Annotated in this window: 17 protein-coding genes and 1 tRNA gene; 2 read left to right on the top strand and 16 right to left on the bottom strand. The window is 64.3% G+C overall.

The genetic code is table 11. The annotated features are described in order from the left end of the window. The first annotated feature begins 24 nt into the window (after positions 1–24). Positions 25–1,239 (top strand): pyridoxal phosphate-dependent aminotransferase, encoded by a 1,215-nt coding sequence (locus SAC06_RS04265; RefSeq protein ID WP_350258970.1) that lies wholly within the window; start codon positions 25–27, stop codon positions 1,237–1,239. 9 nt (positions 1,240–1,248) lie between these two features. Beyond that, a tRNA-Met gene (locus SAC06_RS04260) sits at positions 1,249–1,339 on the top strand. A gap of 2 nt (positions 1,340–1,341) precedes the next feature. Here the strand turns inward: SAC06_RS04260 and SAC06_RS04255 are convergent. The 16 genes from SAC06_RS04255 to tsf form a co-directional block, all read right to left on the bottom strand. After that, positions 1,342–2,421 carry an inositol-3-phosphate synthase gene (locus tag SAC06_RS04255; RefSeq protein WP_350258969.1) on the bottom strand — a complete coding sequence of 360 codons (1,080 nt, stop codon included), beginning with the start codon at positions 2,419–2,421 and terminating at the stop codon, positions 1,342–1,344. A 17-nt stretch (positions 2,422–2,438) separates the two neighbouring features. Then, positions 2,439–3,023, bottom strand: a complete 585-nt coding sequence (locus tag SAC06_RS04250; protein WP_350258968.1) for a PadR family transcriptional regulator — start codon at positions 3,021–3,023, stop codon at positions 2,439–2,441. A 266-nt stretch (positions 3,024–3,289) separates the two neighbouring features. Beyond that, positions 3,290–3,595: an acyl carrier protein gene (locus tag SAC06_RS04245; protein WP_350258967.1), complete on the bottom strand. Its 306-nt coding sequence runs from the start codon at positions 3,593–3,595 to the stop codon at positions 3,290–3,292. Between the two features lie 2 nt (positions 3,596–3,597). Next, positions 3,598–4,098: a DUF3145 domain-containing protein gene (locus SAC06_RS04240; protein ID WP_350258966.1), complete on the bottom strand. Its 501-nt coding sequence runs from the start codon at positions 4,096–4,098 to the stop codon at positions 3,598–3,600. A 132-nt stretch (positions 4,099–4,230) separates the two neighbouring features. Continuing rightward, on the bottom strand, positions 4,231–4,722 hold the full coding sequence (def, locus tag SAC06_RS04235; protein WP_350258965.1) for a peptide deformylase: 492 nt from the start codon (positions 4,720–4,722) through the stop codon (positions 4,231–4,233). A 4-nt stretch (positions 4,723–4,726) separates the two neighbouring features. After that, positions 4,727–6,502 (bottom strand): proline--tRNA ligase, encoded by a 1,776-nt coding sequence (locus SAC06_RS04230; RefSeq protein WP_350258964.1) that lies wholly within the window; start codon positions 6,500–6,502, stop codon positions 4,727–4,729. A 43-nt stretch (positions 6,503–6,545) separates the two neighbouring features. Beyond that, positions 6,546–7,004 carry a hypothetical protein gene (locus SAC06_RS04225; RefSeq protein WP_350258963.1) on the bottom strand — a complete coding sequence of 153 codons (459 nt, stop codon included), beginning with the start codon at positions 7,002–7,004 and terminating at the stop codon, positions 6,546–6,548. Then, positions 6,997–8,118: a flavodoxin-dependent (E)-4-hydroxy-3-methylbut-2-enyl-diphosphate synthase gene (ispG, locus tag SAC06_RS04220; RefSeq protein WP_350259151.1), complete on the bottom strand. Its 1,122-nt coding sequence runs from the start codon at positions 8,116–8,118 to the stop codon at positions 6,997–6,999. Before ispG ends, SAC06_RS04225 begins: the two co-directional genes overlap by 8 nt. 68 nt (positions 8,119–8,186) lie before the next feature. Then, positions 8,187–9,395 carry a M50 family metallopeptidase gene (locus SAC06_RS04215; RefSeq protein WP_350258962.1) on the bottom strand — a complete coding sequence of 403 codons (1,209 nt, stop codon included), beginning with the start codon at positions 9,393–9,395 and terminating at the stop codon, positions 8,187–8,189. Further along, the gene (gene dxr / locus SAC06_RS04210; RefSeq protein WP_350258961.1) at positions 9,395–10,573 is read right to left on the bottom strand and encodes a 1-deoxy-D-xylulose-5-phosphate reductoisomerase; all 1,179 of its coding nucleotides are present in this window, start codon (positions 10,571–10,573) and stop codon (positions 9,395–9,397) included. Before dxr ends, SAC06_RS04215 begins: the two co-directional genes overlap by 1 nt. Further along, entirely contained in the window at positions 10,570–11,124 is a 555-nt protein-coding gene (locus SAC06_RS04205; RefSeq protein WP_350258960.1) for a DivIVA domain-containing protein, read from the bottom strand. Before SAC06_RS04205 ends, dxr begins: the two co-directional genes overlap by 4 nt. Beyond that, positions 11,124–12,302 (bottom strand): 23S rRNA (adenine(2503)-C(2))-methyltransferase RlmN, encoded by a 1,179-nt coding sequence (gene rlmN / locus SAC06_RS04200; RefSeq protein WP_350258959.1) that lies wholly within the window; start codon positions 12,300–12,302, stop codon positions 11,124–11,126. Before rlmN ends, SAC06_RS04205 begins: the two co-directional genes overlap by 1 nt. Beyond that, positions 12,299–13,096 carry a phosphatidate cytidylyltransferase gene (locus tag SAC06_RS04195; protein ID WP_350258958.1) on the bottom strand — a complete coding sequence of 266 codons (798 nt, stop codon included), beginning with the start codon at positions 13,094–13,096 and terminating at the stop codon, positions 12,299–12,301. The genes rlmN and SAC06_RS04195 overlap by 4 nt, the downstream gene beginning before the upstream one ends. 84 nt (positions 13,097–13,180) lie before the next feature. Beyond that, positions 13,181–13,738, bottom strand: coding sequence for a ribosome recycling factor (gene frr, locus SAC06_RS04190; protein WP_350258957.1), 558 nt, complete (start codon positions 13,736–13,738; stop codon positions 13,181–13,183). 9 nt (positions 13,739–13,747) lie between these two features. Further along, a complete protein-coding gene (gene pyrH, locus SAC06_RS04185; RefSeq protein ID WP_350258956.1) occupies positions 13,748–14,458 on the bottom strand; it encodes a UMP kinase in 711 nt (236 codons plus the stop codon). Positions 14,459–14,529: 71 nt separating this feature from the next. After that, positions 14,530–15,357, bottom strand: a complete 828-nt coding sequence (tsf, locus tag SAC06_RS04180; RefSeq protein WP_350258955.1) for a translation elongation factor Ts — start codon at positions 15,355–15,357, stop codon at positions 14,530–14,532. Positions 15,358–15,360: the final 3 nt, after the last annotated feature.

Here is a 15,360-nt window from a genome sequence, read left to right as displayed (position 1 = left end):
GGCCCGGCACTCAGGGAGACGGCAATGAAATATCAGCAGGCACGACGCCTCAAAGGGGTGCGATACGACGTTCGTGGGGCCAACATGGTGGAAGCTCAGCGGATGGAACGCGCCGGGGAGCGCATCCTGAAACTGAACATTGGCAACCTGGCTCCTTTCGGTTTCCAGACCCCCGAGACGATGGTGCGCTCGGTGGTGGCAAACCTGCCCAAGGCTGAAGGGTACGCGGATGCTCGGGGGGTGCGTTCGGCCCGGACCGCGGTCGCCAGCCACTACGAGTTGGCCTTCGGCCGGCCGGTAGATGTCAACGACGTCTACCTGGGCAACGGCGTCAGTGAGCTGATCTCCCTGCTGCTGCAGGTGATTGTCAATACGGACGACGAGATTCTGATTCCCGCCCCCGACTACCCGCTCTGGACCGCACAGGTTACGCTCAGTGGCGGCAAGCCGGTCCACTACCTGGCTGACGAGGCCAACGGTTGGAACCCGGACCTGGCCGACCTGGAATCGAAGATCACCGACCGCACCACCGCCCTGGTGATCATCAACCCGAACAATCCCACCGGCGCGGTCTACAGCCGCGAGGTACTGCAGGGCATGATCGACCTGGCCCGCAAGCACGGGCTGATTGTCTTTGCCGACGAGATCTACGAGAAGATCATCTACCACGGCCAGCACGTCTACGCGGCGGAGCTGTGCGGGGACGACGTCCTCTGCTTCACCATGTCCGGACTGTCCAAGGCCTACCGTGCCTGCGGGTACCGGGCCGGCTGGACTGTGATTAGCGGGCCCCTCGACGAGGCTGAGGACATCATCGAGGGAGTCAACCTCCTGAGCAACATGCGGATGTGCGCCAACGTCCCGGCCCAATATGCCATTCAGACGGCCCTCGGCGGATACCAGTCGATCAACGACCTGATCCGACCCGGCGGGCGCTTCTACGATCAATTGCACCTGGCCCACCGGCTCGTGTCCGAGATCCCCGGCGTCACCTGTGAACGCGCAGACGGGGCGCTTTACCTGTTCCCCAGGCTGGACCCTGAGGCCTACCCGATCGAGGACGACGAAGCCTGGGCCCTGGACCTGCTGCGGAAAAAGAAGATTTTGGTCAGCCACGGCAGCTCGTTCAACTGGCCGGCACCGGACCACTTCCGGCTGGTTGCCCTGCCCGATGACGAGGTGCTGACCGAAGCTATTGGTCGAATCGCAGAATACTGCGACGAAACCCGCGTCCGCTGACCACGGTGGGGGCCGAGGAATCCCTCAGCCCCCACCCGGTTCGAGCCAGGCCGTACGACTCATAATCGTAAGGTCGCGGGTTCGAGTCCCGCTCGGCTTGAGCTAGGCCTCGACCTCACCCACGATGAATCCCTCAACCTGGGCCCGCGCCTGCTGGTCAACCATCTGCTGCGGGGGCGACTTCATGAAGTACGCGGCGGGCGAGTACAGCGGCCCACCGATGCCGCGGTCCAGGCCGAGCTTGGCAGCCCGGATCGCGTCGATCACCACGCCGGCCGAGTTGGGTGAGTCCCAAACCTCAAGCTTGTATTCGATGCTGATCGGAACCTCGCCGAAAGTGGTCCCCTCCACCCGCACGAAAGCAAACTTTCGGTCGGTCAGCCACGGGACGTAATCCGAGGGGCCCACGTGGACGTCCCCGACACCGTACTCCGAGTGCATGTTCGAGGTGACCGCCTGAGTCTTTGAGATCTTCTTGGACTCCAGCCGGGAGCGTTGCAGCATGTTCTTGAAGTCCATGTTGCCGCCGACGTTCAGCTGGTAGGTGTGATCGATCTTGACGCCGCGTTCCTCCATCAGGCGCACGATGTCACGGTGAGAAATGGTGGCTCCGTACTGGCTCTTGATGTCGTCCCCCACGATCGGCAGGCCCGCGTCGCGGAACTTTTGCGCCCAGACCGGATCCGAGGCGATGAACACCGGCAGACAGTTGACAAAAGCACATCCCGCATCGATGGCGGCCTGGGCGTAGAAGCGGTCCGCCTCTTCCGAGCCCACCGGCAGGTAGGACACGACCACGTCCACCTGGGCGTCGCGCAGAGCCTGAACCACGTCCACCGGCTCGACGTCAGATTCCTCGATGGTGTCGCGGTAATACTCCCCCAGACCGTCCAGCGTGGGTCCACGCTGAACCGTCACCCCGAGCGGCGGGACTTCCGCAAACTGAATGGTGCAGTTCGGATCCTCGCCGATCGCTTCGGCCAGGTCCTTCCCAACCTTGTCAGCCGCGACGTCAAAAGCCGCGACAAACTCAATGTCCCGAATGTGGTAGCCGCCAAAATTCACGTGCATCAGGCCGGGGACGGTAGCTGAGTCCGGAGTGTCCCGATAGAACTCGACCCCCTGAATCAGCGCTGAAGAGCAGTTGCCGACACCGACGATGGCAGTGCGAATGGAACTCATATTTATCCTTCGTTTAACTAAAATGGTGGCTCCGACGACCCGTGGGTCTCACCGGAGCGGTAGGTTTTCGGGGTCAGATCGGCCCCCACCGAGGCAATCAGACGGTCCAACCAGGTCAGTTCCGCCTCGTTCTGTTGAGCGTCGAGTTCAGCTCGAGCCCGAACCCAAGAGTCTGTCGATCGGCTGGCCACCCGGGCCGCCTCCCGCCGGGCCAGCACCTGCGCCCGCCGTGCTTTGAGCAGGGCTAAGCGGGTGCCGGCCGAGGCTTTCGACATCAGCCGCATGGTTAGGCCCAGCGCATCGTCATCCACCGAGGCATCGGCAAGGTGGCGGGTCAGATACTCCCGGCCCCCAGCCGTGATCTGGTAGATAACTTGCCGCCGGGAAGTGCGGCTACTACCCCCGTCTCCGACCACCTTGATCAGGCCCTGGTCACTGAGGCGATGCAGGGCCGGGTAGAGCGAGCCGAAGGAGAGCCGTCGAAGGGGACCCAGGGCGGCCGAAAGGCTCTGACGCAGCTCATAGCCATGTTTGGGTTCATGTAACTCCCCCAAAATGGCCAGTTCTAGCATCAGTGCCCGGACCCCCACCGCAAATACCATCCCCTCATAACAGCCTGTCTGCTTGCGTTCCCGGTCATAGTATCACCGCGATATATCGAGCCGCTATCGGAGGCGAGCTAACATAGGTGCACCTTTGTCTACCCCTTATGTTTCCTGACATTTGACCGTTCAAATGCTGAGACACAGCCAGGGGGTGTCCGGTATCGGGCAGTCAAAAGCGCGCGGCAACACGGCCTGGACCTGCGCAGATACGTGCACGAAGGCACAGGCCAGTCGACCCTGGGTCCAGGGATCTGAGGTGAGCCCTAACCGGCTCGCTCGACCGCGTCCAACAGGTCAGCCAGCGTGACCCAGGACTTTACTTCACGGTCCGGAATGGTTACTTTCAGTTCGCGTTCGATTTGGGCGACCACCGCCCAGAGGGGAAGGCCGTCAAGCTCCAGCTCTTCGCGCAGTCGCAGGTCCGGAGACATCTGCTCGGGCGGATAGTTGGTTTCGGTCAGGATGGCTTCCAGGGCCACCTCCCGCGCCCCTTCCTGACGGGCCACCCGATCGGACTGTTCCCACTCGTCGGGCAGTTCGCCTCCGAGGAGGTCCGCGATGCTCCCCACGGCTAACCCACCCGGTGCAGCCAGCGGACCGGTGCACCCGCCCCGGCGTAGCGGAACGGCTCCAACTCGTCGTCCCAGGCCTGCCCCAGCGCCAGGTCCAGCGCATCCTGCAGCGAGCGGAAGTCGGTTGCTTCCTCCAGGGCGGCGCGGATCCGATCCTCCGGGACCACCACGTTGCCGACCGAGTCCATTTGCGAGTGGAAAATCCCCAGCTCGGGCGTGTGTGCCCACCGGCCCCCATCGGTGGAGGCGGTGGCTTCCTCGGTCACTTCGTAGCGCAGGTGTTCCCAACCGCGCAGTGCCGAGGCGAGGCGAGCTCCGATCCCGGTGGGACCAACCCAAGATAGTTCAGCTCGAAGCATGCCCGGGGCGGCCGCCTGATCGGTCCACTGGAGTTTGACCTCGCGGGAGAGCGCATTGCCCACCGCCCAGTTGATGTGTGGGCCCAGGGCTGGCGGCGCAGAGTGCACAAAAAGTACACCGCGGGTGAATCCTCGGGTCATCGCTACCTCCAGTTGTTGGTCCAAGGTTCGTCTTCCCCTACGTCCTTAGGCCCCGGAGTGCGAAAACTGCACGGTGTAATTACAAGTATGGCAAAGGCCCCACCGGTTTGTCACCCGGTGGGGCCCGCGTTGCTAAAAGTTGGCCTGGCGGATATCCCGCAGGGCCTGTTTGCGCGTGGCCCGGTCCAGCCGATCGATGTAGATCATGCCCTCCAGGTGATCCGTCTCGTGCTGGAGGCAGCGAGCCATCAGCTCCTCCCCCTCGACCACGACCGGCTTGCCGTCCAGGTTGATTCCCTCGACCCGGGCGTACCACGAGCGCTCAGTCCGGTACCAGAGGCCGGGAACCGACAGGCACCCCTCCTCATTGTCCTGGATGTGCTCAGTGTCGGTGGCAACCAGCTTCGGGTTCAACACGTAGCCGATGTCGCCGTCGATGTTCCACGAGAATGCCCGCAGGCCCACGCCGATCTGGTTGGCGGCCAGTCCGGCGCGCCCATCCATGTCGACGGTCTCAAGCAGGTCTTCCACCAGGGACTTGACCCGGTCGTCGATGTCGGTGATCCACTCGCACGGTGTGCGCAGCACCGGATCCCCAATTACGCGAATCTCTCTGATCGCCATTGCTCTACCCTTCACCTCGCAGTCGATCCCACAGTGCCAAAGTCTCGGCCACCGCGGTCTCAACCGGAATTTCTCGGCGCTCCCCGCTCCGGCGATCCCGCAGCTCCACCAGGCCGTTCTTCAGGCCTCGGCCCACCACCAGAATGATGGGGTTGCCCAACAACTCCGCATCCGCGAACTTTACTCCGGCACTGATTCCGGTCCGATCGTCCAGCAGCACTTCCAGTCCCGCATCGTCCAGCGAGTTCGCCAGACGCAGGGCCGCCGCGTCCAACTCGTTGCCCTTCCCGGCCACGACCACCTGGACGGAGAACGGCGCGACGACCGGCGACCAGGCCAGCCCCTTATCGTCGCAGGAAGACTCGGCCAGCGCGGCCATCACGCGGGAGACGCCAATCCCGTAGGAGCCCATGGTTACCACCTGGGCCTTGCCGTTTTGGTCCAACACCTTCAAATCCAGCGCTTCGGCATACTTCTTGCCCAGTTGGAAGATGTGGCCAATCTCGATCCCACGGTGCAGCTCCAGGGGGCCCGACCCGTCGGGGGCCGGATCGCCGACGCGCACCTCGGCTGCCTCAATGGTCCCCTCCGCGGCAAAATCGCGGCCCATCACCAGTCCGAAGACGTGATGATCAACCCGGTTCGCGCCGGTAATCCAGGACGTCCCGGGCACCACCCGCGGATCGACCAGATAGCGGACTCCGTCCTCCCGGTTAGGCGAGAGAACAGTCGGGCCAATGTAACCCTGGACCAGTTCCGGGTGGGCCGCAAAGTCCGCTTCGGTGGCCACCTCGAACTCCGCGGGGGCCACGGCTACTTCCAGCCGCTTCTCGTCAACCTCACGGTCGCCGGGCAGGCCCACCACCAGCAGCTCTCGCCGGTCGTCGGGATAGGTGAGCGCAAAGACCACGTTCTTCAGGGTGTCGGCTGCCGTCCAGGGACGGTCCAAGCGGGGGTACTGCTCGTTGGCCAACTCGACCAGTGCTTCGATCGTGCCCGCCCCGGGGGTGGGCAGCTCGCGCGGCTCCGGCAGGCCCTCCACCGACTGATCGGCAGGCGACAGCGTGGTGACCGCCTCGACGTTGGCTACGTAGCCACCCGGCGACACCACGTAGGTGTCCTCCCCCACGGGGCTGGGGTGGAGGAACTCCTCTGACTTCGAGCCCCCCATCGCACCCGCCATGGCCGAGCAGATGACATAGTCCAGTCCCAGGCGCTCGAAAATGGCCTGGTAGGCTCCGCGCTGCTTCCGATAGGACTCATCCAGGCCCTCATCGGTCAGGTCGAAGCTGTACGCGTCCTTCATGACAAACTCACGCCCACGCAGCAGTCCCCCGCGCGGCCGAGCCTCATCGCGGTACTTGGTCTGAATCTGGTACAGCGTCAGCGGCAGGTCCTTGTAAGAGTTGTACATCCCGGCCACGGCCAGGGTAAACATCTCCTCGTGCGTCGGAGCCAGCAGGTAGTCCCCCTGGCGGCGGTCCTGCAGACGGAACAGGGTGGGCCCGTACTCATCCCAGCGCCCGGTGGCGCGGTACGGTTCGGCCGGCAGCAGAGCCGGGAACAGCACCTCCTGGGCACCCACGCGGTTCATTTCCTCGCGCACGATCCGCTCAACATTGCGCAATACCCGCAGTCCCAGCGGGAGCCAAGTGTAGATCCCGGGGGCGACGCGGCGGACATAGCCGGCACGGAGCAGCAGCTTGTGGCTGGCTAGTTCGGCTTCGGCCGGATCCTCACGCAGGGTCCGGACAAACAAATCAGACATTGAAGTTAGCACGATTCCAACCTTACTGTGAGCAGGACCGGAGACGCCAACGCGCTCACGCGAGGCTGCGGCTGATCCGAATCCAGGTGAGAGGGGCGGCCAGCGCCGTGGTGACGGTCAGGGGACGCTTCCCCTGATACCGCTCCCGCAGGTGCACCACGGTGCGCCCGTCGGTGCTGGGCAGAAGAGCGGCCGTCAAAGTGGCATGCCAGTCGTCGAGGTGGCTGGGGGTGGCCAGGATCAGCAGTTCTCCCGGCTCCTCTGCCACCACCGTCAGCGGCCGGTCCCACAGGTAGGCGTAGAGGTCCTCCACCGCCAGCACGGCGGGCCAAAGCTCGGCCGGAGTGGCCCCGAACTCGTGCGCCCGATCCGCCTGCACGTCAGCTGTTGGGAGCAGCAGGTCGCCGGGCAAAGACAGGTCTGCCTGCGACCGGGTCACCCCTACACGACGAGGAAAGCCAGAATAGGCCAGGGCCGCTCCCGCCCCCAGCGCCGCCAGCGCCCACTTACGCAATAACCTCAACCTCACCCTCGCCCAGGCCCATCTCCTCGGCCAACAGGTTGGCGTGCTTGATCAGGGTCTCAACGATCTGGTCTTCGGGCACGGTCTCCACCACCTGGCCACGAATGAAGATCTGTCCCTTGCCGTTGCCGGACGCGACCCCGAGGTCGGCTTCGCGCGCCTCACCGGGACCGTTGACAACGCAGCCCATCACGGCCACCCGCAGCGGCACGGTCAGGTCTTTCAGTCCTTCGGTTACCTCTTCGGCCAGGGTGTAGACGTCCACCTGCGCCCGACCGCACGAGGGGCAGGACACGATCTCAAGGGTCCGTTCGCGCAGCCCCATCGACTGGAGGATCTGCAGGCCGACCTTGACTTCTTCCACCGGCGGGGCCGAAAGCGAAACCCGAATGGTGTCGCCAATCCCCTCGCGCAGCAGCGCGCCGAAAGCGGTGGCCGACTTGATGGTGCCCTGGAAGGCCGGACCGGCTTCGGTCACGCCCAGGTGCAGCGGCCAGTCCCCCGCATCGGCCAGGATCTCGTAGGCCCGAATCATCGTGACCGGGTCGTGGTGCTTGACCGAGATCTTGAAGTCGTGGAAGTCGTGCTCTTCGAACAGCGATGCCTCCCAGATGGCTGACTCCGCCAGCGCCTCCGCGGTCGCGCCCCCGTATTTGTCGTACATCCGGCGGTCGAGGGAGCCGGCGTTCACGCCGATCCGGAGGGAGGTACCGTGATCCTTGGCGGCCTTGGTAATCTCAGCCACCTGGTCGTCAAACTTGCGGATGTTCCCGGGGTTCACCCGGACGGCGCCGCAGCCCGCCTCAATCGCGGCGAACACGTAGCGCGGCTGAAAGTGAATGTCGGCGATCACGGGAATCGTGGACTGCCGGGCAATGATTGGCAGGGCTTCCGCATCCTTGTCGGTCGGCACCGCCACTCGAACGATGTCGCAGCCGGCCGCGGTCAACTCCGCAATTTGCTGCAGGGTGGCCCCAATGTCGTGGGTCTTGGTCGTGGTCATCGACTGGACCGAAATGGGTGAGCCCCCACCGACCGGGACGTCCCCCACGTGGATAAGACGAGTCTTGCGCCGAGGAAACGGCGTGTCCTTCACTTTAGGCATTCCAAGGTTGATCACCCTGCCATTATCTACCCTGGTAGACCGCACTGGCCAATGTTGAGGTCAATCCCTCAGAACAGCTCCAACGGCTTTATGATGTCCGCTGCCATCAGGATCAAGGACATGACGATCAGCACCAGGAAGACGCCGTAGCTGAGCGGAACCATTTTCGCGGTGTCGACCGGAGCTGGGCGGGGTTGGCGTCGCAGGCGAGCCCACAGGTTTCGCACACCACCCCAAAGGGCCCCGGCCACGTGTCCCCCATCGAGTGGGGGCAGTGGAATCAGATTGAAGACGAAGAGGGCCATGTTCAGCGACGCCAGCAGGGACAGCAGCATGGAGACCCGCTCGAGCCCGGAGCTAACGGTGGAGACTTCGCCCGCCAGTCGGGCCACCCCCACCACCGAGACGGCGCCGGCCGGGTCGCGCGGGGCGTCGGTGGCCAGCTCGGTCGTCAGCTCCCACAGGTTGGCCGGCAGGGTCACCAGCGCCTGGACGGTGCCGGTTAGCAGCCCGGTGGCGGCCGAGGCGGCCTGGCCGACGGTGCCGTGGACACGCTCCAGCTCGGGGAAAATACCAATTTTGGGGCCCTGGTCCGTGGCCAACGGGGTAATGTCCAGTTCGAGGCGTTGGCCCGCTCGGTCCACCGTCACCTGCGAGGGCGCGGTCTCCATCAGGGTTTGCAGTTGGCTCCAGTCCTCGACCGGGTGTCCGTCCCAGGCGACGATCTGGTCACCGGCCTGCAGCCCGGCTGAACTTGCGGGGGTGGGGGCGCTGTCGCCGGTCAGGCCCAGTTCGGTGGTGGTGGACACCACGTCGGAAACGGTGGTGGTGGGCTGCTGCCACCCAATTCCCGTCACCACGATCCCGGTCAGAATGAACGACAGGAGCAGGTTCATCACCGGCCCGCCCAGCATGATGATGAGCTTCTGGCCGGTACCCAACTGGTAGAAGGGGGTGCCGGTCAAGCCCTGGCGCCGGGCGGCCGCCAGTTCTTCCGCCGACTGAAGACGCGCTTCCTCGACCAGGGTGCGCCGGTGACCAGCCGTTTTCCCCGGTGGGAACATGCCGAGGATTCGCACGTACCCACCCAGGAGGATCGCTTTGATCCCGTAGGTGGTGCCCCCGACCCGGCGCTGGTACAGGGTGGGGCCAAAGCCGACCCAGTACTCAGGTACGAGCGCCCCGAACTTCTTGGCCGGCATCAGGTGGCCAAGTTCGTGCAGTGCAACCGAAATAATCAAGCCCACGATCAGGGCCAGGATGCCCAGGAGGAACATTAGTGGGCCGCCACGTACGCTCGGGCTCGGGCCACAGCCCAGGCTTGGATCTCTTCGATCTCAGCGCGGGTGGGGTTGCTCTGGCCGGGATGCGCTTCGACGGCATCGCGGACCGCGTCCACAATGGAGAGCCAGGACAGGCGCCCCGCCAGGAACGCTTCCACCGCCACCTCGTTGGCCGCGTTCAATACGGCCGGGTGGGTGGCCGAGGCGGCTAGGGCTTGCGCGGCCAGGTCGAGGGCGGGAAACACCTGCGGGTCGATCGGCTCAAAAGTCCACGACTGGGCCTGATCCCAGGTCAGCGGAACCCCAACCCCGGGATGGTGGTGCGGCCAGTCCAGTCCCAGCGCGATCGGCACCTCCATGTTGGGCGGCGCCGCCTGGGCGATGGTGGATCCGTCCTCCCAGGTGACCATCGAGTGCACGATCGACTGCGGGTGAATCACGGGTACAATCTGAGCCGGGGCCACGTCAAACAGGAGGGCCGCCTCGATCAGCTCCAACCCCTTGTTCATCAGAGTGGACGAGTTGATGGTCACCATCGGACCCATGCTCCAGGTGGGGTGAGCCAGGGCCTGCTCCGGGGTCACCCCGGTCAGCTCGGCCCGGCTGCGGCCGCGAAATGGACCGCCCGAGGCGGTCAGGACGATCTGGGACAGCTCGGAGCGTCCGTCAACCACGGGGCTAACCAGCCCCCGGTGGTGAACGCCGGCCAGCAGTGCCTGAGCAATCGCCGAATGCTCGGAGTCGACCGGGATGATCTGGCCGGGCCGGCGCATGGCCTGTCGAACCAGGGAGCCGCCCACCACCAGTGATTCCTTATTGGCCAAGGCCAGAGTGCTGCCGGCCGCGAGGGCAGCCAGGGTCGAGCCGAGGCCCACACCCCCGGTGATGCCGTTGAGGACGGTCGCCTCCGGATAGGAACCGGCCAGCTCCTCCACCGCTTCGGGCCCGAGGGAAAACTCAACCTGGGGAAAAGCGGCAGACAGGTCTGCCAACTCCCCTGTTCCCAGCGCCACCCGCTCGGGAGAGAACTCCCGAACTTGCTGGGCCAGCAGCTCAGGCTGGGAGCCACCCGCGGCGAGGGCCACCACCTCGAACTGATCCGGATGTGACCGCACCACGTTGAGGGCCTGGGTCCCGATTGACCCGGTTGAGCCCAGGATGACCAGCTTCATGAGGCGGCGAGGATGATCTCAACGACCCGGCCCAGGTAGGCGTCTACCTGGTCTTCTCGGTAGGCTTTCTCTCCCTTGGCACTGTGGAACAGGGCCAGGCGAACATCCCCCACCGTCAGAGGTTGGTTCTGATCAAAGAACAGAGTGATCCGATGCATGAGCGCGTCGACTTCGTCGGTCCGGTAGCCCTTCTCTCCGCGCGGGGGGTGAGAAAAACGGGCGCCATCGGGGCGCAGCAGCCGCGGGTAGAGGGTGGTCGCCGACTCAGCTACTTTGGCGTACCAGTTGGCCTCACCGTTCACCGAAATGTAGTCCACCTTGTCGCGCTGGGTGAAGGCCGCCTCCAAGCGGTTCAGGGCGGAGTCGACCGAGCGGGTGTCGTAGCCGCCGCGCCGAAGCTCGAAGGACGCCTGGCGCACCTGGGAGGCAGAGAACTGCTCCGCGGGAATGCCGCCCTCATAGGCGGCGCGAGCCTGAGCGAAAAACTGATCCACGGTCTCGCGATCATATCCGCGCCGCAGTAGACCCGCCTTTGGGAATATTTCGGCCATTACTTCAGCTCCTTGTCTTTTTCAGCCCAAGAGGTGGCTAGCTGACCACAGGCTCCGTCGATGTCGGCGCCGCGGGTGTCCCGGATGGAGGTCCTGATTCCGGCCGCCCGCAACGTGGCCACAAACTGGTCCTGCGCGGCCTTAGTCGAAGCGGTCCAGATGGTTCCAGGGGTCGGGTTGAGTGGAATTGGGTTCACGTGGGCCCAGCCGTGCCCGCGACGGTTCAGCTCATCCGCCAGCAGTTGAGCTCGCCACTGCTGATCGTTCATGTCTTTGATCAGCGCGTACTCGATCGAGACCCGCCGGCCGGTCCGAACGAAATAGGTGCGAGCCGCGTCCAGCAGCTCCCCCACCTTCCAGCGCGAGTTGATCGGAATCAGTTCGTCCCGCAGGTCGTCGTCCGGGGCGTGCAGGGAAACTGCCAGGGTGACCGGCAACCCCTCGTCCGCCAACTTCCCGATCCCGGGAACCAAACCCACCGTGGAAACGGTGACGTTGCGCGCCGACAGGTTGAACCCCTCCGGGGCCGGATCAATCAGCCGGTGCAGGGCGGCTTTCAGCGCCTTCCAGTTGGCCAACGGTTCCCCCATCCCCATGAAGACCACGTTGGTCAGGTGGGTGGGGCCGCCGGCCAGCTGACCGGTTTCGCAGGCAATCCGAGCCTGGCGCACCTGCTCAATGATCTCGCCGGCAGAGAGGTTCCGCGTCAGGCCCATCTGGCCGGTGGCGCAGAACGGACAGGCCATCCCGCACCCGGCCTGCGAAGAGACGCACAGGGTGGTACGCCCCGGGTAGCGCATCAGCACGCTTTCAACCCGGGCGTGATCGTAGAGCGACCACAGGTGTTTGATGGTCTCTCCACCGTCTGCTTGCTGCTCGTGCGCCAGGGTGATCAACTCTGGCAGGAACGTCTCTTTCGGCAGCGAAACCGGAACGTCCGTCATCTTCGCGGTCAGGTTGTGCCCAAAGTAGTGCCGGGACAGCTGGTCCGCCCGAAACCCGGGCAGGCCCTGCTCTTTGAACCAGTCTCGCCGTTCGGCCCCGGTCAAATCCGCCAGGTGCACCGGCGGCTTGCCGCGGCGCTTAGCGGTGAAGGACAGAACTGGGCGCGCCTGCGGATCGGTGGCACCCTCGGGTGGCTGATCGGTGGGGCGAACTTCTCTCGCTAACTGGTTCATCCCATCCACCCTAGCGCCAACGCAAACAGGAAGTAGAATGCCGGGGCCGCGAAAAGAATCGAGTCGAGCCGGTCCATCAGCCCACCGTGGCCGGGCACGATGGCCGACATGTCCTTCAAGCCAACTTCGCGTTTGATCAACGATTCCAGCAGGTCCCCAAGGGTGCCCAGACCCGCCGCGAAGATGCCGAAGAGGATCCCCCACCACCAGGGAATTTCGAGAACAAAAGTAGATCCCACGCCCGCCAAAGTGGTGAGAATAACCGAGCCGGCAAAGCCCTCCCACGACTTCTTTGGCGACAGTTTCGGAGCCATCGGATGGCGCCCGAACATGATTCCGGCCATCCAACCACCCAGATCATTGCAGACCACAATGATGACGAAGAAAGCTACCGGCCAGACGGAGACCGAGCGCTCAGAAATCAACGCCACAAAGGAGGCGGTGAACGGAATGTAGACCGCGACGAAGACCGAGGCCAGGATATCCATCACCGCGGACGATTCGAGCTTGGTCGACGCCAGACGCCAGATTACGATCGCGCAGAAAGTCAGCGACAGGCTGGCCATCACCCAGAAGGAGCTGACGAAGGCCCCGGTCAGGACCATCGCGATTCCGCCCAGATAGATGGGTGGCAGCATCACGACCAGACCCTTGCGGGCAAACGCTCCCGCGACCTCCCAGGAGGCCACCACCACCAGCAGGGCCACGAAGCCGACGAACACAGGGCGAGCGAACAGCAGCGCGATCGCCAGGGCGGCGAGCAGAATCACCGCCGAGGTGACCGCAGCGGGCATATTTCGTCCCGCCCGGCCCGAAGGCTTGAGCGGTTGGTAGTTGGGCGTGGGGGGTGCCTGCCAAAGACTAAGCATCGTTTGAGGTCAGACCTCCATCAGGTCGGCCTCTTTGGCCTCCAGCAGCCGGTCAATCTTGTCAGTGTACTGCTTGGTCAAAGCCTCGAGGGACTTCTCGCCGCGATCGACTTCGTCCTCGCCCGCTTCGCCGTCCTTCTTGAGGCGATCCAACAGGTCTTTGGCTTTGCGCCGCATCCCCCGGATCTGGACCCGCCCATCTTCGGCGCGTCCCTTGGCTTGCTTGACGTACTCGCGCCGGCGCTCCTCGGTCAGGATCGGGAGGGTGACCCGGATGACCTTGCCGTCATCGTTGGGGTTAACCCCCAGGTCAGCCGCCACAATGGCGGCAATAATGTCGTTGGTGGCACTGCGATCAAAGGGCGAGATCAGCACGGTCCGGGCTTCAGGAATGTTGACCGAAGCCAGCTGCTGCAGCGGAGTGGGCGCCCCGTAGTAGTCCACCAGCAGTTCGGTGAACATGCCCGGGTTGGCCCGCCCGGTGCGAATGTTGGCAAAGTCGCCCGCGGTCGCCTCGACCGCTTTCTCCATTTTTTCTTCGGCATCCAAAAGAATGTCATCAATCATGGGGTGTCCTTAGTCGCGAGTAACAAGTGATCCGATTGTCTCACCTTTGAGGGCCCGGGCAACATTCCCCGGCTCGGCCATGCCGAAGATTCTGGTGTTCAGCCCGTTTTCCTGGCACAGGGCAAACGCTGCTGCATCCATCACCTTCAGGTTTTGCGCCAGCGCCTCGGCGTAGGTCAGTTTGGGGAGCAACTTGGCTTCGGGGTCAAGGCGCGGGTCGGCGGTGTAAACGCCGCTGACGCCATTCTTGCCCACCAGCAGCTCATCGCAGTGAGATTCGAGGGCCCGCTGGACGGCCACCGTATCGGTGGAGAAGAACGGCATCCCGGAACCGGCCCCGAAAATCACTACCCGGCCCAGTTCGAGGTGGCGGATGGCCCGCAGCGGAATATAGGGCTCGGCCACCTGCTGCATGGTGATGGCGGTCTGCACCCGACATTCGGTCCCCGCCTGCTGAATGAAGTCCTGCAGGGCCAGCGCGTTCAGCACGGTCCCCAGCATCCCCATGTAGTCGGCCCGAGAGCGGTCCAGGCCGTGCTGGGACAGTTCCGCACCCCGGAAGAAGTTGCCGCCACCGACGACGATGGCAATCTGGATTCCGGCCCGGTTGGCGTCAGCGATTTGCTCGGCCACCTGGGAGACCACATTGGGGTCCAGCCCGACTTTGCCGCCGCCGAACACCTCCCCGGACAGTTTCAGTAGGACTCGACGTGCACTCATCAGGACTCCCTCGGTGTTTGATTAGGCCAGTGGCCCCGTTCCTGGCGGAGACGGGGCCACTGGGAGAAGTGTTACGCGCCTACCTGGAAGCGCACAAACTCGGTGACTTTAGCGTTCTTGCCTTTCAGCACCTTGCCAACCGTCTGGGAAGGATCCCGGGCAAAGTCCTGATCGACCAGGCAGTTGTCCTTGTAGAAGGCGTTCAGGCGACCCTCCACGATCTTCGGAACGATCGCCTCGGGCTTGCCGTCCTGCAGGGTCAGCTTGGTCAGGGTGTCGCGTTCCTTGTCCAGGATGTCGCTGGGAATGGAATCGCGGTCCAGCCAGGACGGACGGAACGCCGCGACGTGCATCGCGATGTCGTGCGCCACCTCGGCCCCGTTCGCGTCGGTGACGACGAAGACGCCGACCTGAGCGGGCAGATCCGGGTTGGTCTGGTGCAGGTAGAGATCCACGTTCTCGCCTTCAACGCGAGCCACGCGCCGAACCTCAACCTTTTCGCCCACGACCGCGCCCATCTGGTTGACCAGGTCCTGTACGGTGCCGTCCCCGGCGGGGGCGGCCAGCAGCGCCTCGAGGTCACCGGCATTGGCGGCAACCGCGGCTTCCAGCACCTGTCCGGCGAAGTCGATGAACTTCTGGTTCTTGGCCACGAAGTCGGTCTCAGAGTTGACCTCAACCATGGTCCCGACGTTGCCGTTCACGGCGGCCACGATCAGGCCGGCCAGTGCTTCGCGCCCCTCACGCTTGGACAGCGACTTCAGGCCCTTCAGGCGGATGATCTCCAGCGCCTTGTCCTTGTCGCCGTCAGCTTCGGTGAGGGCGTTCTTGACGTCCATCATGCCTGCGCCGGTTTCCTCACGCAGGGCCTTGACGTCAGCGGCAGTGAAATTTGCCATTGC

Source organism: Scrofimicrobium sp. R131, assembly GCF_040256745.1.
Classification (GTDB): Bacteria; Actinomycetota; Actinomycetes; order Actinomycetales; family Actinomycetaceae; genus Scrofimicrobium; species Scrofimicrobium appendicitidis.
This window is presented reverse-complemented; position numbering and strand designations above follow the sequence as displayed.